The following is a 19,911-nucleotide window of genomic DNA, read 5'->3' as shown; positions in this document are numbered from 1 at the left end:
CGAGCTTCACCTACACGGTGACCGCAGGGGGCGTGACCGAGACCGCCACGGTCGCCGTCACCGTCACGCCCGTCAACGACGCGCCGGTCAACACCGTGCCGGGCGCCCAGGTCGTCGCCGAAGATGCGCCGCTCGCCTTCGTCAACGGCAGCTCCGTCCGCGTGGCGGATGTCGACGGCGACGCGCTCACCGCCACGCTCACCGTCACGGGCGGGACGGCGACGGTCGCCGCGGGGGGCGGGGCGACGATCAACGGCAACGGCAGCGCGAGAATCGTCGTCTCGGGCAGCGCGGCGCAGGTCAATGCGGCGCTCGCCGGCCTGACCTACCGGGGCGCGCCCGACTTCAACGGCGCCGCCCAGCTCACGGTGGCGACGAGCGACGGCACGGCGACCGACACCGACACGATCGCCATCCAGGTGACGCCGGTCGCCGACATCACGGCCGACACCCTGACGACCCGCGAGGACACGGCGGTCGGTGCGAACCTCATCCTCGGCACCAACGGCGCCACCGCCGACGGCTTTTCGGATCCGGGCCGGACCCTGACCGCCGTGACCCAGCCACCCGCCGGCCAGGGCAGCGTCGCCGCCTCGGCGGACGGCACGATCGTCTACGCGCCGCCGCCGGACTTCAACGGCGTCACGAGCTTCACCTACACGGTGACCGCCGGCGGCGTGACCGAGACCGCGACCGTGACGGTGACCGTCACGCCGGTGAACGACGCCCCCGTCGTCGCCATCCCGGGGGCGCAGGTTACGGCGGAGGACACCGCGCGGGTCTTCTCCACCGCCGGCGGCAACGCGCTCGCGGTGGCCGACATCGACAGCGGCGTCCTCACCGTCTCGATCGCGGTCACCGGCGGCACCTTCTCGCTTGCCGGGATCACGGGCCTGACCTTCGCCGCCGGCGACGGCACGGCGGATGCCGCGACGACCTTCAGCGGCACGGCCGCGGCGATCAACGCGGCCCTCGACGGCGCGTCCTATGGGCCGAACCCGGACACTAACGGCCCGGCCCAGCTCACGCTCCAGGTCTCGGACGGGGCGCTCGCCGCGAGCGGCGCGGTGGCACTCACCGTGGCGCCGGTCGTCGACATCGCCGACGACGCGGCGGTGACCGACGAGGACGCGCCGGTCGCGATCCCGGTCTTCGCCAACGACACCTTCGAGGATGTCGGCCGCACCGTCACGGCGGTGAACGGCACCGCCATCGCCGCCGGCGGCCCGGCCGTCGCGGTCGAGAACGGCACCGTCACGCTGACGCCGCAGGGCGTGCTGGTCTTCGGCCCGGCGACCGACTTCAACGGCATGTCGACCTTCACCTACACGGTGAGCGCGGGCGGCGTCTTCGAGACCGGGACGGTCCGGGTCGCGGTCGCGGCGGTCAACACCCCGCCGGTCAACACCCTGCCGACCGCCTTCGCGACACGCGAGGATACCGGCCTCGTCCTCGCCGGCCTCGCGGTCGCCGATGCGGATGCCGGCACGGGAATCGTCCGCGTCAGCCTGAGCGTGAACTCGGGCGCCCTCGGTGCCGCCTCGGCGGCCGGCGTCGCGGTCTCGGGTGCGGGCACCGGCACGCTCACCCTCGACGGCACGATCGCCGCGCTCAACGCCTATCTCTCCGGGTCCTCGGCCCCGGTCTTCACCCCCGCCGCCAACGCCACCGCCAGCGTCACCCTGACGATGGCGACCAGCGACAACGGCAATACCGGCGGCATGGCGCTGACCGACATCGACACCGCGACGATCCTGATCACGCCGGTGAACGACGCGCCCGCGGGCGCCGACCGCAGCATCACGCTCGCCGAGGATACGACCTACACCTTCTCGGCCCTGGATTTCGGCCTCACCGATCCCGCCGACGATCCGACCAACGCCCTCGAGGCGGTGATCGTCGACACGCTGCCGGCGGGCGGCACCCTGGCCCTCGGCGGCGTCGCGGTCGCGGCGGGCCAAGGGATCACCGCCGCCAATCTCGGACTCCTCACCTTCACGCCGAGCGCGGATGTCAGCGGCGCCACGACCTTCACTTTCCGGGTGCGCGACAACGGCGGGGTCGCCAATGGCGGCCAGGACACCGACCCGACCCCGAACACGGTGACGCTCAACCTCACCCCGGTGAACGACGCGCCGGTCAACACCCTGCCGGCCTCCTTCGGCACGGCCGAGGACACGCCCGCGCAACTCACCGGCCTCGCGATCGCCGACATCGATGCCGGGCCGGGCGCGGTCACCGTCACGCTCGCGGTCGATCGCGGCATCCTGGCGGCGACCGGGACCGCCGGCGTCGCGGTCGCGGGGTCGGGCGGCGGCCGCCTCGTCCTCACCGGCACCGTCGCGGCGATCAACGCCTATCTCGCCGGGCCCGCCGCCCCGGTCTTCGCGCCGACACCCGATTTCAACGGCCCCGTCACCCTGACGATGGTGACGGACGACCGCGGCAATACGGGTGCTGGCGGCGCGCTCATCGACACCGACACGCGAACCATCACGGTGACGCCGGTCAACGACGCCCCGGTCGCGGCGGATGCCGCGGTCGCGACAGTCGAGGACACGCCGCTCCAGGGCCGGCTGCCGGCCGCGAGCGACGTCGACGGCGACGTCGTGACCTACGGGCCGGGCAGCCGCCAGCCGGCGAGCGGCCGGGTCGACATCCGTCCCGACGGCACCTTCCTGTACGTGCCGGAGGCCAATGCCAGCGGCCTCGACAGCTTCACCTACACGGTCGACGACGGCACGGTGACGCGCGAGTACACGGTCACGGTGTCGGTCGCGCCGGTCAACGACACGCCGGTCGCCGCGCCCGATGCCGCCGCCACCGACGCGAACATACCGGTCGCCGCGAGCCTGCTCGCCAACGATGCCGACGCGGACGGCGACCCGGTGGCGATCGTCGCGGTGAACGGGGCGGCCGGGCAGGTCGGCGCCCTCGTGGCGGGATCGGCCGGGGGGCGCTTCGTCGTCGCCGCCGACGGCAGCGCGACCTTCGACCCGGCGGGCGCCTTCGCCGACCTCGCCGAGGGGCAGACCCGCGCGACCTCCATCACCTACCGCATCGCCGACCCCTCGGGGGCGGCGTCGGACGCGAGCTTCACCGTCACGGTCACCGGTCGCAACGACGCGCCGGTCTCGGCACCGATTCCGGACCAGGCCGCCCAGGACGGCGCGGCCGTCGCGCTGGCCCTCGCGGGCAGCTTCGCCGACCCGGATGCCGGCGACGCGTTACGCTTCACCGCCGCCGGCCTGCCAGCGGGCCTGACCATCGATTCCGCGACGGGCCTCGTCAGCGGCACCCTCGCGGCCGGTGCCAGCGCGGGCAGCCCCTACGCGGTCACGGTCACCGCCACGGACCGCCTCGGCCTGAGCACCAGCCGCACCTTCGCCCTCGCGGTGGCGAACCCGGCGCCGGTGGCCCGGGACGATTCCTTCGCGACCGACCAGAACACGCCGGTCGGCGGCTCGGTGCTGGCGGATAACGGCGCCGGCCCGGATCTCGACCCGGACGGCGACGCCCTCGCGGTCGCCGCCGTCAACGGCGCCGCCGGCCTCGTCGGCGTGCCGGTCGCGGGCTCGGCGGGCGGCCGCTTCACGATCGCCCAGGATGGCAGCTTCGGCTTCGAGCCCGGCACCGACTTCGTCGACCTCGCGGCGGGCGAGACCCGGGTGACGCAGGCGACCTACACGCTCTCCGACGGCCAGGGCGGCACCGCCACCGGCACCGCGACCGTGGTCGTGACCGGCACCAACGACGCGCCGGTCGCGCAGGGCGACGGGATCGCGACCCGCGAGGATCAGCCGGTCACCGTCGATCCGCGCCTGAACGACACCGATGCCGAGGGGGCTCCGCTGACGGTCGCGGCGATCGACGGGCAGGCCATCGCGCCCGGCCTCACGGTCGCGGTGGCGAACGGCGCCGTGACCCTGAAAGGCGACGGCACGCTGACCTTCACGCCCGCCCCGAACGCCAACGGCGCGGTCTCGTTCAGCTACACGGTATCGGACGGGCAGGGCGGCAGCGCCACGGCCGCCGTCAGCGGCACCATCACGCCGGTCAACGACGTCCCGGTGCCGGCCGCCGACGGCTTCATCACCGCCGAGGACACGCCCGCGACCCTCGCGGTGCTGACGAACGACATCGACGTCGACGCCGACCCGCTGACGATCACCGCCATCGACGGCCGGGCGATCACCGCCGGCACGACGGTCGCGGTGGCGGGGGGCGCGATCACGCTCAACCCCGACGGAACGCTCGGCTTCGTGCCTCGGCCCGACTTCAACGGGCCGGTCTCGTTCACCTACACCGTCTCGGACGGGCAGGGCGGCAGCGCCACCGCGACGGTGAGCGGCGTGGTGACGCCGGTCCAGGACCCGCCGGTGGCGCTCGCCGACAGCTTCACCGGCACCGAGGATACGCCGGCGCTGATCGCGGTGCTGGCGAACGACCGCGACGCCGACGGCGACCCGCTGACCATCGCCGCCATCGACGGCACCGGCATCGTGCCCGGCGGCACGGTCGCGGTGGCGGGCGGCGCCGTGACGCTGAACCCCGACGGGACCCTCGCCTTCGTGCCGGCCCAGAACCTCAACGGCCCGGTCTCCTTCACCTACACCGTCTCGGACGGGCGCGGCGGCGTCGCGACGGCGACCGTCACCGGCGCCCTCGCGCCGATCAACGACGCGCCGGTGCTCGGCGACGACAGCTTCAGCGTGCCGGAGGACGGCGCCGTCACCTTCGACGTGCGCGGGAACGACAGCGACGTCGACGGCGACACCCTCGGCCTGATCCAGATCAACGGCGCCTTCATCGCGCCGGGCGGCACCATCGTGGTCGCCGGCGGCGCGGTGACGCTCAATGCCGACGGCACCCTCACCTTCGTGCCGCTCCCCGACTTCAACGGCCCGGTCTCCTTCACCTACTCGCTCTCGGACGGCAACGGCGGCAGCGACAGCGCCACCGTCTCGGGCCTGGTGACGCCGGTCGAGGACGCACCCACGGTGCTTCCCGACAGCTTCGCCGGCACCGAGGACACCCCCGTCACGATCGCGGTGCTGGGCAACGACGGCGACCGCGACGGCGACCCGCTGACGATCACGGCGATCGACGGCACCGGCATCGTCCCCGGCGACACGGTCGCGGTCGCGGCCGGCCGCGTCACGCTCAACCCCGACGGCACCCTGACCTTCGTGCCGATCACGGACGTCAACGGCCCGGTCTCGTTCACCTACACGGTGTCGGACGGGCAGGGCGGCACGGCGAGCGCCGCGGTCACCGGCGTGCTCGCTCCGGTCAACGACCCTCCGGTCGCAGCGGATGCCGCCTACGCCACCGGCGAGGACACGGCGCTGACCGCCGCCCTGCCGGCGGCCTTCGACGCGGACGGCGACACGGTCACCTACGCGCCCGGCAGCACGACGCCGGCGAGCGGCACCGTGACGATCAACCCGAACGGCACCTTCACCTACCAGCCGGCACCTGATTTCAACGGCACCGACCGCTTCAGCTACGTCGTCAGCGACGGGCGCGGAGGGCTTGCCGAGTACGACGTCGTCGTCGCCGTGGCGCCGGCCAACGACGCGCCGGCGGCGACGACGCCCCTGCCGGACCGGATGCGCACCGACGGGCAGGCGGTCAGCTTCGACGCCGCCGCTTATTTCGCCGACATCGACGGCGACCGTCTGACCTTCACGGCGACCGGCCTGCCGCCGGGCCTGACGATCTCGCCGGACGGCGTCGTCTCGGGCACCATCGACCGCGACGCCAGCCAGCGTGGCCCCAACGGGAACGGCACCTACACGGTCGTCGTCACCGCCTCGGACGGGCAGGGCGGCACCGCCAGCGACAGCTACGCCGTGGTGGTGGCCAACCCGGCCCCGGTGGCGCGCAACGACACCGCCGTCACCCTCGAGGACATCCCCGTCACCCTCAACGTGCTCGACGGCAGCGCCAGCGGCGGCGTACCGGATGCGGATCCCGACGGCGACCCGCTGCGGGTGATCGCCGCCAGCGCCGGGCACGGCACGGTGACCCTCGGCCAGGACGGGGCGATCACCTACGCGCCGGCCCCGAACTTCAACGGGGTCGACACGATCGTCTACACGATCTCGGACGGCAACGGCGGCACCGCGAGCGCCGCGGTGAGCGTGACGGTGGCGGCGGTCAACGACGCGCCCGTCACGGCCCCGATCGCCGACCGCATCCGCAACGACGGCGACGTCGACGCGATCGACGCGGGCGCGTTCTTCAGCGACCCGGAGGGCGAGGCGCTCATCTTCGCCGCGACGGGGCTGCCGCCGGGGCTCGGCCTCGACCCGGTGACCGGGCGCATCACCGGCCGGCTGGCGGCCGACGCCTCGGGCCCGACCGGAACCCTGACCTACCCGGTGACCGTGTCGGCGCGGGACGCGAGCGGCGCGACGAGCAGCGTGAGCTTCGCCTACACGGTGCTCAACCTGCCGCCGCAGGCGCGCGACGACGTGGCGACGACGGCCGAGGACACTCCCGTCATCATCCCGATCCTCAGCAACGACACCGACCCGGACGGCGATTCCGAGCGGCTGATCGCGGTCAACAACGTCGTGCTGGTGCTCAACGGCCCGGCGGTCGCCACCGCCAACGGCAGCGTGCAGCTCATCCTCGACGGCGCTGAGACCGAGGTGCTGCGCTTCACCCCCAACCCGGACTTCACCGGCCAGGAATCCTTCACCTACACGATCATCGACGGCAACGGCGGCCGTGACACCGCGACGGCCCTGGTCACGGTCACGCCGGTGAACGACGCGCCCCGGATCGTCACCCCGGTCCCCGACCGCGTGCGGGCCGACGGCCAGACCTTCACCTACGACCTCGCCGACTTCTTCCGCGACCCGGACGGCGACCGCCTCGCCTTCGCGGCGACCGGCCTGCCGCAGGGCCTCGCCATCGACCCCGTGACCGGTTTCCTCTCCGGCACCATCGCGGGCGGCGCGAGCCAGGTCGGCGGCGGGATCTACGCCGTCACCGTGACGGCCACCGACCCGGGCGGCCAGTCCCTGAGCCAGGCCTTCACCCTGACGGTGACCAACCCGGCGCCGGTCGCCCTCGACGACGCCGCGACCACCCCCGAGGACGTGCCCGTCCGCATCGCGGTCTTGGCCAACGACGTCGATGCGGACGCCGACCCGCTCGCCATCGTGGCGGCCTCCGCGGGCGCCGGCAGCGTCGCGATCGACGGCGGCGCGCTCGTCTACACGCCGGCCCCGGACTTCAACGGCACCGACACGATCGTCTACACGATCGCCGACGGCAACGGCGGCTTTGCCAGCGCCAGCGTCAGGGTCACGGTGCTGGCGGCCAACGACGCCCCGGTCTCGGCCCCGATCGCCAACCGGATCGACACCGACGGCCAGGCGCTCGTGCTCGGCGAGGCCCAGGACTTCTCGGTCTACTTCTCGGATCCGGAGGGCGGTGCCCTCACCTTCGCGGCCACCGGCCTGCCGCAGGGCCTCATCATCGATCCCGCCACCGGCCTCGTCTCGGGCACGATCGCCGGGAACGCCTCGACCGTGGGGGGCGGCGTCTACGGCGTGACGATCACCGCCTCGGACGGGACCCTGAGCACGAGCCGCGCCTTCACCTGGTTCATCGCCAACATCCCGCCCAAGGGCTTCTCCGACACCGTGTCGGCGCCCGCAGGCGCGGCCTCGGGCGACGTGCTCGCCAACGACCAGGACGACGACGGCGACCCGCTGACGGTCACCGGCGTCGACGGGGTGGCGGTCGCGCCCGGCGTGCCCGCCACGGTGCGGGGCTCGGCGGGCGGCAGCTTCACGCTCGCGGCCGACGGCGCCTTCACCTTCACGGCCGGACCGGACTTCGCCGACCTCCGGGCCGGGGAGACGCGCGCGACCAGCGTCGTCTACGCGCTGCAGGACACCGACGGCGGCGCCGACACCGCGACCCTGACGGTGGTGGTCACCGGCGCGAACGATGCGCCCGCCGCCGCGACGATCCCGGCGGTGATCCGCGCCGACGGCGACGGCCTCGGCCCGCAAGGGCTCGTCCTCGCGCCGTTCTTCGACGACGCCGAGGGCGACACCCTCGCCTTCACCGCCACCGGCCTGCCGCCGGGCCTCGCCATCGATCCCGTGACCGGCTCGGTCACCGGCACGATCGCCCGCGACGCCAGCCAGGGCGGGCCCGCCGGCGACGGCGTCTACACCGTCACCGTCACGGCGTCGGACGGCGCCTCGACCACCGCGACGAGCTTCGCCTTCACGGTCACCAACCCGGCGCCGGTCGGCGTCAACGACGCCGTGACGATCCCGGAGGACACGAGCGTCGACATCGACGTCGTCGGCAACGACGTCGATCCCGACGGCGACGCCCTGTTCGTCGATCCCGCCTTCGCCCCGGTGGCGGCCAACGGCACGGTCGCGATCAACCCGGACGGCACCCTGCGCTACACGCCGAACGTCGATTACAGCGGCGTCGACACGGTGGTGTACCGGGTCAGCGACGGCCAGGGCGGCCTCTCGACCGCGATCGTCAACGTCTCGGTCAACGCGGTGAACGACGCGCCGGTCGCGACGGCGCCCATCGCCGACGCCGTGCGCAACGACGGCGATACGCTCACCATCGACGTCTCGGGCGATTTCCGCGATCCCGAGGGCGAGCGGCTCACCTTCTTCGCGACCGGCCTGCCGCCGGGGCTCGGCATCACGGCGGGCGGCGTCATCTCAGGCACGATCGCCCCCGGCGCCTCGGGGCCGACCGGCACCCGCGACTACCTGATCACCGTCACCGCCGAGGATTCCCAGGGCGCCCGGGCGTCGAGCCAGTTCACCTACACGGTGAACAACCTGACGCCGCAGGCCCAGAACGACACCGTGATCAACGCGGTGGAGGACGTGCCGGTCCTCGTCGACGTGCTCGGCAACGACGTCGATCCGGACGGCGACACCAACGTGGTGATCCGCGTCGAGAACGTCGCGCTGGTCGTCGGCGGTCCCGCCGTCCCGACGAGCAACGGCATCGTGCAGCTCGTCGCCGGAGGGGCCGGGCGCCCGGTCCTGCTTTTCACGCCGAACCCGGACTTCAACGGCACCGAGTCCTTCACCTACACGATCGACGACGGCAACGCCGGCACCGACACCGCGACGGTGGCGATCGTGGTCGCCCCGGTCAACGACGCGCCGGTCGCCGGCACGATCCCCGACCGCGTGCGGGCCGACGGCGAGGCCGTGGACTTCGACGTCTCGGACTTCTTCTCGGATGCCGACGGCGATGCCCTCGCCTTCACGGCGGCCGGCCTGCCCCCCGGCCTGACCATCAGCCCGGCGGGCGTCATCTCCGGCACCCTCGACGCGTCCGCGTCGCGGGGCGGCGCCTACACGGTCACGGTCACGGCCTCCGACGGCGGCGCTGCCCCGGCCCAGGCGAGCTTTACCTTCACCGTCACCAACCCGGTCCCCGTCGCGGTCAACGACACCGTCACGACGACCGAGGACGTCCCGGTCACCTTCGATCCGATCTCCGGCCTCGGCACGACGAGCGGGCCCGCCGGCGCCGATGCCGATCCCGACGGCGACGCGCTCCGGATCGCCATGGTCGAGGGCCGGCCGATCGCGCCGGGCGGAACGGTGGCCGTCGCCGACGGCACGGTGACGCTCAACGCCGACGGCACGCTCACCTTCGCGCCGGCCGCGAACTTTAACGGCACGACCGTGATCACCTACGGCATCGTCGATGCGGACGGCGCCATGGCGGATGCCGCCGTGAGCCTCACGGTCGTGGCGGTCGACGACGCGCCGGCGATCGACCTCGACCCGGCGAAGCCGGGCCCCGATTCCGCCGTCGTCTTCGTCGAGGGCGGCGGTCCCGTCGCGGTGGCGCCGGGCGTAAGCCTCGCCGACGCCGAGGACGACGCCGTCGGGGTGCGGGTCGTGTTCGGCGGCGAGCCGGCCGATGCGGCAAGCGAGATCCTGCATCTCAACGGCGCCGTCGACATCCGGCGCGACGCGGCCGCGAGCGGGACGATCGCCTTCGGCGGCAGCCTGCTGGCTTACGCCTATGACGGCAACGGCGCCCTCACGGTCGTGAACGCCGCCGGCGCCGGGACGCCTCTGCCCGCCGGCACCCTGCGCTCGCTCGTGGCGGCGATCCGCTACGAGAACGTGAGCGACGCGCCGACGCCCGGCGCACGCACCCTGACCTTCACCGTGGTCGACACCGCCGGCAACGTCTCGCAGGCCGCCGTCGCGACGGTCGCGGTGGTGCCGGTGAACACCGCGCCGGGAGCGGCCGACGACGCGGCGGCGACGGGGGAGGACGCGCCGATCCTCGGCGGCGCCTCGGTGCTGGCGAACGACCGCGATCCCGAGGGCGACGCCCTCACGGTCGTGGCGGTCGCCGGCCTGCCGGCCGGTGTCGGGACCGCTGTGGCGGGCTCGGCCGGCGGCACCTTCACGATCCGGCCGGACGGCACCTACGACTTCGATCCGGGCGCGGCCTTCCAGGACCTGCAGCAGGGCGAGAGCCGCGCGACGCGCGTGACCTACACGGCCGCCGATCCGTCCGGCGCCACCGCGACGGCGACGCTCACCGTCACGGTCGCCGGCGCCAACGATGCGCCGGTCGCCGCCGACCTCGCGGTCGCGACCGCGGAGGACGGGGCCCTGGTGGGAGCCCTGCCGGGTGCGACCGACGCCGACGGCGACGCGCTCGTCTACGCCGAGGGCGCGCAGGCAGCGAACGGCACGGTCGCGGTCAGCGCCGACGGCACCTTCACCTACACGCCGGACCCCGACTTCACCGGGACCGACCGCTTCACCTACACGTTGAGCGACGGCCGCAGCACCGTGACCTACGCGGTGACGGTCGCCGTGGCGCCGGTCAACGACGCGCCGGTCGCGGCGCCGATCCCCGACCGGGCCTTCGCCGACGGCGAGCCCGTCCGCCTCGACGTCTCGGGCTTCTTCACCGATATCGACGGCGACGCCCTGCTGTTCGCCGCCGCCGGCCTGCCGGCCGGGCTCGCGATCGATCCCGCCACCGGGGTGATCGCCGGCACCGTCGACGCGGCCGCCTCGCAGACCAATGGCGGCGTCTACGCCGTCGCGGTGACGGTGCGGGACCCCTCCGGCACCACGGCGACGCAGGCTCTCGTCCTGCGGATCGCCAACCCGGCCCCGGTGGCCGAGGCCGACGCCGTCGCGACGGTCCAGGGCGTGCCGGTATCGGGTTCGGTCCTCGCCGACAACGGCGCCGGCCCCGACCGCGACCCGGACGGCGATTCCTTGAGCGTCGTCGCGGTCGGCGGCGCCGGTGCCGGAATCGGCGCCCCGCGCGCCGGCTCGGCCGGCGGCCTGTTCACGATTCGCGCCGACGGCACGTTCGACTTCGCGCCCGGCTCCGATTTCGACGACCTGCCGGCCGGGATCACCCGCACCTCGAGCATCGCCTACACGGTCTCCGACGGCCAGGGCGGCACCGCGACCGCGGTGCTCACCGTCACGGTCGCGGGCGCCAACGACGCGCCCGTCGGCAGCGACGCGACCCTCGCGGCGATCGAGGACACGCCGGCGAGCGGCCGCCTGCCGACCGCCGCCGACCTCGACGGCGACGCCCTGACCTACGCCCTCGCGACGCCGCCGACGAACGGCACGGTCGCGATCGACCCGACCGGCACCTTCACCTACACCCCGGCGCCGAACTATTCCGGGCCCGACGGCTTCACCTACACGATCAGCGACGGCACCACGGCCGTGACCTACACGGTCACCGTCGCGGTCGCCGCGGTGAACGACGCACCGGCGGCGGCCGCCGACGCCTTCGTCACGCCCGAGGACGTGCCCGTCACGATCCGGGTGCTCGCCAACGACACCGATGCCGACGGCGATCCCCTCGCGGTGACGCAGATCGACGGCGTCGCGATCCTTCCCGGCGGGAGCGTCGCAATCGGCACCGGTTCGATCGCGCTGCAGGCGGACGGCACGCTGCTGTTCACCCCGGCCCCCGATATCGATGGCCCGGTCTCCTTCACCTACACGCTGGCGGACGGGAGCGGCGGCACGGCGACCGGGCTCGTCACCGGCACGGTGATCCCGGTCAACGACGCCCCCGTCGCGGCCGACGACGCCGCGGCGACGGACCAGGACACGGCGGTCACCGGCAACGTCATCCTGGGGTCGGGGATCTCGGGCCCGGCAGGCCGCGACACCGACGTCGACGGCGACGTCCTGACGATCGTGGGCGTGGGCGCGCCCGCGGGCGGGGTCGGCGCCGCCGTCGCCGGCTCGGCCGGCGGCACCTTCACCATCCGGGCGGATGGCGGCTTCGCCTTCGATCCGGGCGCTGACTTCGTCGGCCTCCCGGCGGGCGCGTCGCGGGCGACGAGCGTCGGCTACACCGTCTCGGACGGCGCCGGCGGCCTCGCGACGGCTTTGCTCACCGTACGGGTCGACGGATTGAACGACGCGCCGGATGCCGACGCGTTCGCGCCGCTCCGGAACGCCGACGGGGAGACGGTCGCCCTCGCGGCGGGCGCGGCCTTCCGCGACGCCGACGGCGACGCGCTCGCCTTCGCGGCGACGGGCCTCCCGCCCGGGCTCGCGATCGACCCGGCGACAGGGGCGATCTCCGGCACGGTCGCGCCCGGCGCCTCGGGGGCCGCGGGGAGCGCGACCTACCGGGTGACGATCACCGCCACCGATCCGTCCGGCGCCGCCGCGAGCCGCAGCGTCGACTGGACGATCGTCAACCCGGCCCCGGTCGCCGCCGACGACGCCTTCGCGGTCGCCGAGGACGGTGTGCTGACCGGCAGCCTCGCGGTGGACAATGGCACCGGGCCGGACGCCGATCCCGACGGCGACGCCCTCGCCTACGGGCTCGTCACGGGGCCTGCCAACGGCACCATCGTGCTCCTGCCGGACGGCCGCTTCACCTACACGCCGAACCCCGACTTCGCCGGCTCCGACGGCTTCACCTACCGGGTCTCGGACGGCAACGGCGGCACCAGCCTCGCCGCCGTCACGATCACGGTGGCCCCGGTCAACGACGCGCCGGTGGCGCTCGCCGACGCCTTCGCGGTCGCGGAGGACGGCATCGTCTCGATCCCGGTCCTCGCCAACGACCGCGACGTCGACGGCGACCCGCTCGCGATCGTCGCCATCGACGGCCGAGCGGTCGCACCCGGCAGTGCGGTCGCGGTCGCGGGCGGCACCGTGACGCTGAACCCGGACGGCACGCTCACCTTCGCGGCGGCGCCGGACTTCGCCGGCCCGGTGCAGTTCGCCTACACCCTCTCCGACGGCATCGCCGCCTCGGTCGGGCAGGTGACCGGGATCGTGACGCCGGTGAACGACGCGCCGGTCAACGGGCTGCCGCCCTCCTTCACCGGGCAGGAGGACGCGCCGCTCCCGCTGCTCGGCCTGTCGATCGCCGACGCCGATGCCGGCCCCCTCACGGTGACCCTGACGGTCGATGCCGGTGCGCTCGCGGCGATCCCGGCGGGCGGCGTCACGGTCGTGGGCAGCGGCACCGGCGCGCTGACGCTGTCGGGCACGCGCGACGCCCTCAACGCCTACCTCGCCGCCTCGGCCCCGGTCTTCACGCCGCCGGCGAACGGCACCGATCCGATCACGCTGACGATGCGGACAGCGGATGACGGCGCAGGGGGGGCCGGCGGGCCGCTCGCGGACGTCGATACCGCCACGATCCTGATCGCGCCGGTGAACGACGCCCCGACGACCCAGAACCTCGCCCTGACGACGACCGAGGAGCAGCCGGTGGCCGGCGCGATCGTCGCGGCCGACCTCGACGGCGACGCCCTGACCTTCGCCCTCGTGGCGCAGCCGGCGGGCGGGACCGTCCGCCTCGATCCGGACGGCACCTTCATCTACAAGCCGAACCCGGATGCCAGCGGCGTCGAGACCTTCCAGGTCCGCATCGACGACGGCCAGGGCGGCACCGCGCTCGCGACCGTCACCGTCACCGTGCAGCCGCTCAACGACGCCCCCGTCGCCGCCCCGCTCGCCGTGGCGACGCTGGAGGACGCGCCGGTCTCCGGAACCCTGCCGCCGGCCTTCGACGCCGAGGGCGACGCGGTCGCCTACGCGCTCGCCGCCGGCCCGGCCAGCGGCCGCGCCACGGTCACGGCCGACGGCCGCTTCACCTACGTGCCGAACCCGGATTTCAACGGGACGGACCGCTTCACCTACGCAGTGTCGGACGGGACGGCGACGAGCACCTACACGGTGACCGTGACGGTCGGCCCGGTGAACGACGCGCCCGTCGCCGCCGCCGACGTCTTTGCGACGGCGGAGGACGCGCCTGCCACCCTGGCGGTTCTCGCCAACGACCGCGACGCGGATGGCGATCCGCTGACGATCACGGCGATCGACGGCCAGGCCGTCGCGCCAGGCGGCACGGTCGCGGCGTCGAACGGCGCCGTGACGCTGAACCCGGACGGCACGCTGACCTTCGCGCCGGCCCCGGACGCCAGCGGCGCGGTCGCCTTCACCTACACGGTGTCGGATGGCCGGGGCGGCACCGCCACGGCCACGGTCACCGGTACCATCGCTCCGGTCAATGATGGGCCGGTAGCGGCTGCCGACGGCTTCGCGGCCGCCGAGGACACGCCTGCGACCCTCGCCGTGCTGGCCAACGACGCCGATGTCGACGGTGACCCGCTGACGGTCACGGCGATCGACGGTCGGGTGATCGGGGTGGGCGGCTCGGTCGCGGTGGCGGGCGGGACGGTCACGCTCAATGCCGACGGCACGCTGACCTTCACGCCGGTCGCCGATTTCAACGGCCCGGTCTCGTTCGCCTACACCGTCTCCGACGGGCAGGGCGGCAGCGCGACCGCGACGGTGAGCGGGATCGTCACGCCGGTCCAGGACGCGCCCGTCGCCATCGCCGACGCCTTCACGACGGCGGAGGACACGCCCGCGACCGTCACGGTTCTCGCCAACGACCGCGACGCGGACGGCGATCCGCTGACGATCACGGCGATCGACGGGCAGGCCGCCGCGCCAGGCGGCACGGTCGCGGTCGCGAGCGGCGCCGTGACGCTGAACCCGGACGGCACGCTGACCTTCGCGCCGGCCCCGGACGCCAACGGCGCGGTCTCCTTCACCTACACGGTGTCCGACGGCCGGGGCGGCACCGCCACGGCGACCGTCACCGGCACGGTCACGCCGATCAACGACGTCCCTGCGCCGGTTGCCGACGGTTTCACGACTACCGAGGACACGCCGGTCCCCGTGCTGGTCCTCGCCAACGACGCCGATGCCGACGCAGACCCGCTGACGCTCACGGCGATCGACGGTCAGGCCATCGCGGCGGGCGCCTCGGTCGCGGTGGCGGGCGGTACGGTGACGCTCGATGCCGACGGCACGCTCCTCTTCGCCCCTGCTGCCGATTTCGACGGTCCGGTCTCGTTCACCTACACCGTGTCGGACGGGCAGGGCGGGACCGCCACGGCCGCCGTCACCGGTACGGTCACGCCGGTGAACGACGCGCCCGTCGCGACGGCCGATGCCTTCACGACGGCGGAGGATACGCTGGCGACCGTCGCGGTTCTCGCCAACGACCGCGATGCCGACGGCGATCCGCTGGCGGTCACGGCGATCGACGGGGTTACCATCGCGCCCGGCGGCACGGTCGCGGTGGCGAACGGCGCCGTGACCCTGAACGCGGACGGCACGCTGACCTTCGCGCCGGCGCCGAACGTCAACGGCGCGGTCTCCTTCACCTACACGGTGTCGGATGGCCGGGGCGGCAGCGCCACGGCGACCGTTGCGGGCATCGTCACGCCGGTCAACGACGCACCGGTTCTCGGGGACGACGCGTTCACCGTGCCCGAGGACGGCGCCGTCACCTTCGACCTGCGCGCCAACGACAGCGACGTCGACGGCGATCCGCTGACGGTCACGGCGATCGACGGCCGGGCGATCGCGGCGGGCGGCTCGGTCGTTGTCCCGGGCGGCACCGTGACGCTCAATCCGGACGGCACCCTCACCTTCGTCCCGGCGACGGACGTCACCGGACCGGTCGGCTTCAGCGCCACCGTGTCCGACGGGCGGGGCGGCTCCGCCACGGCGACGGTGGCCGGCACCATCACGCCGGCGAACGACGCGCCCGCCCTCGGGGCCGACCGGTTCACGACGCTCGAGGAGATTCCGGCGCGGATCGCCGTGCTGGCCAACGACCGCGACGCGGACGGCGACCCGCTGGCGATCACGTCGGTCGACGGCGTCGGCATCGCGCCGGGCCTCACGGTCGCGGTCGCGAACGGCGCGGTGACCCTCAACCCCGACGGCACGCTGACCTTCGCGCCGGCCCCGGACGTCAACGGCGCGGTCTCCTTCACCTACACGGTATCGGACGGCCAGGGCGGCAGCGCCACCGCGACCGTGACCGGCATCGTCACGCCGGTGAACGACGCGCCTGTCCCCACCGCCGACGGCTTCACGACGGCCGAGGACACCCCCGTCGTCATACCGGTGCTGGCGAACGACGCCGATGCCGACGGCGATCCGCTGACGGTCGTCGCCATCGACGGTCAGGCGGTCACCGCGGGCGGGTCCGTAGCGGTGGCGGGCGGGACGATCACGCTCGACGCCGACGGCACGCTCGTCTTCGCGCCGACCGCCGACTTCAATGGTTCGGTCTCGTTCGCCTACACCGTCTCCGACGGGCAGGGCGGGACCACCAGCGCGAGCGTCGCCGGCACGGTCGCGCCGGTCGACGACGCGCCCGTCGCGACGGCCGACGCCTTCACGACGGCGGAGGACACGCCCGCCATCGTCACGGTGCTGGGGAACGACCGCGACGTGGACCGCGATCCGCTGACGGTCACGGCGATCGACGGGCAGGCCGTCGCGCCAGGTCTCACGGTCGCGGTGACGAACGGCGCGGTGACCCTGAATCAGGACGGCACGCTCACCTTCGTGCCGGCCCCGAACGCCAACGGCACGGTCGCCTTCGCCTACACCGTCTCGGACGGGCAGGGCGGGACCGCCACGGCGACCGTCACCGGCACCATCACGCCGGTCGACGACGCGCCGGTCCCCGCGGCCGACGCCTTCACGACCGCCGAGGACACCTCCGTCCTCGTGCCGGTGCTTGCCAACGATGCCGACGCCGACGGCGATCCCCTGACGGTCACCGCCATCGACGGCCGGGCGATCACCTCAGGCGGCACCGTCGCGGTGGCGGGCGGCACGGTGACGCTGAACGTCGACGGCACGCTCGTCTTCGCGCCGGCCGCCGACGTCAACGGCCCGGTCTCGTTCGCCTACACCGTCTCCGACGGGCGGGGCGGCACCGCCACGGCGACCGTCAGCGGCACGGTCACGCCGGTCGACGACGCGCCGGTGCCGGGCGCCGACACGCTCGCGGCGATCGAGGACACGCCCGCCACCCTGGCGGTGCTCGCCAACGACCGCGACGCGGAGGGCGATCCGCTGGCGGTGACGGCGATCGACGGTGTCGCCATCGCGCCAGGCCTCACGGTCGCGGTCGCGGGTGGTCGCGTGACGCTGAATCCCGACGGCAGCCTCACCTTCGTACCCCAGCCCGATTTCGACGGCCCGGTCTCGTTCGCCTACACCGTGTCGGACGGCCGGGGCGGCAGCGCGACCGCGACGGTGAGCGGGCTCGTCACGCCGGTCAACGACGCGCCCCTCGCCGGCGCCGATGCGTTCACGACGGCCGAGGACACGCCCGCTACCCTGGCTGTGCTCGCCAACGACCGCGACGCGGACGGCGATCCGCTGGCGGTCACGGCGATCGACGGCCAGGCCGTCGCGCCGGGCGGTACGGTCGCGGTCGCGAGCGGCGCGGTGACGCTGAACCTTGACGGCACGCTCACCTTTGCGCCGGCCGCGGACGCCAACGGCGCGGTTTCCTTCACCTACACGGTGTCGGACGGCCGGGGCGGCAGCGCCACCGCGACCGTCAGTGGCGTCGTCGCGCCGGTCAACGATGCGCCGGTCGTCGCCGCCGACGCGCTCGCGACCTCCGAGGACCGGCCGACGGTCGTCGCCGTGCTCGCCAACGACCGCGATGCCGACGGTGATCCGCTGGCAGTCACGGCGGTCGACGGCGTCGGCATCCTGCCAGGCGGCACGGTCGCGGTGGCGGGCGGCGCCGTGACCCTCAACCCGGACGGCACGCTCACCTTCGTGCCGAATCCCGACTTCAATGGACCGGTCTCCTTCACCTACACGGCATCGGACGGGCAGGGCGGCAGCGCCACCGCGACCGTCGGCGGGACCGTCTCGCCCGTCGACGACGTGCCGACCCCCGCCGCCGACCGCTTCGTCACGGCCGAGGATACGTCGGTCCGCGTGCCGGTGCTCGCCAACGACGCCGATCCCGACAGCGATTCCCTGACGGTCACCGCCATCGACGGTCGGGCGATCACGGCGGGCGGTTCGGTCGCGGTGGCGGGCGGCACGGTGACGCTGAACGTTGACGGCACGCTCACCTTCGTGCCGGCCGCCGACTTCAACGGCCCGGTCTCGTTCGCCTACACCGCCTCCGACGGGCGGGGCGGCAGCGCCACGACCGTCGTCACCGGCAGCGTCGCGCTGGTCGACGACCCCCCGGTGGCGGGCACCGACACCTTCGTCGTGGCCGAGGACGGTGCGGTGACGATCGCGGTGCTGGCCAACGACCGCGACGTCGAGGGCGACGCGCTCAGCCTCACGGCGGTCGACGGGCGGCCGATCGCGCCTGGGGAGGCGGTCGCCGTCGCCGGCGGCCTCGTGCGCCTCGCCGCCGAGGGCACGCTGGTCTTCGTCCCGGCGCCGGACGTCAACGGCGCGGTCCGCTTCACCTACACGGTGAGCGACGGACGCGGCGGCACCGCGACCGGCACGGTCCTCGGCACGATCGCCCCCGTCGCGGATGCCCCGATCGCGGCCGACGACACCTTCGCGAGCACCGGCGCGCCCTCGGTGATCCCGGTGCTGGCCAACGACCGCGATCCCGACGGCGATCCGCTCAGCCTCACCGCGATCGACGGCCGGCCCGTCGCGCCCGGGGGCAGCGTCGCGGTCGTCGGCGGACAGGTGACGCTGCTGGCCGACGGTACGCTGCTCTTCGTACCGGACCCGGGCTTCGCCGGCGCGACGGCCTTCACCTACACCGTGTCGGACGGGCAGGGCGGCAGCGCGACCGCGGCGGTGCGCGGCACCGTCGCCCCATTCCAGGCCGGCGACAACATCACCCGCGACCGCGGCGAGGCGAGTCGCGAGCGGCTGCTGTTCGGTGCGGGCTGGATCGTCGAGGACGTGCCCCTGCTCGCGGCCGGGCCGTGCCCCGAGGTCGGGAGCTTGCGGATCCTGCCCTACGTCGTCGAGCACGCCCGGGTCCATGACGGTACCGGCCTGCGCCTGGCGGACGCCTTGCCGCGCCACGCAGATCCCGGGGTGCGCGACGTCCTGCACGAGGGCCGGCCCTTCTGCACGACATTGCGGATCACCCCGGAGGTGGTGGACCCGCTCCGGGCCTGGCGCCTGGAGGCCGGGCCGCTCCCGGTCCTCGATCTGCCGTCGGTCCCTGAGCTGCCGTCGGTCCGCGACCTGCGGCGCCCGCCCGAGCCGGTCGCCCCGGCGCCCGTCCGCCCGGTGCTCCCCGGGCCGCCGCCGACGCCCGATGCCGAGCCGATCCTGATCCGCAAGGGCGAGGTGCCGCCCTCCGACTGGATGTTCCGCGACGACCCGGCGCCGGCCGGGCCGGGCCCGGCCGAGGCTCCGGGGCCGGGCCTCGCCCACAAGCTGCGCGGCTTCGCGAACCGGTTCGAGCACGGCCAGGCGCGCCTCCACGCCGCCTTCGCCGAACCGCCGCCTCCCTCCGGGGCGGCGGGACGCCGCTGACCCCCGCAACCTCTCCGTACCCGACCCCCCGAGGCTCCTC

The 19,911-nt window shown here is 74.3% G+C and carries 1 protein-coding gene; it reads left to right on the top strand.

Annotated features, from left to right (window positions below; translation table 11 throughout):
• Positions 1–32 precede the first annotated feature (32 nt).
• On the top strand, positions 33–19,871 hold the full coding sequence (locus BM430_RS22285; protein WP_210188456.1) for an Ig-like domain-containing protein: 19,839 nt from the start codon (positions 33–35) through the stop codon (positions 19,869–19,871).
• Positions 19,872–19,911 lie beyond the last annotated feature (40 nt).

Source organism: Methylobacterium sp. 174MFSha1.1, assembly GCF_900116815.1.
Lineage (GTDB): Bacteria > Pseudomonadota > Alphaproteobacteria > Rhizobiales > Beijerinckiaceae > Methylobacterium.
Note: the sequence above shows the minus strand (reverse complement) of the source record. Positions and strands in the feature narration are given on the sequence as shown.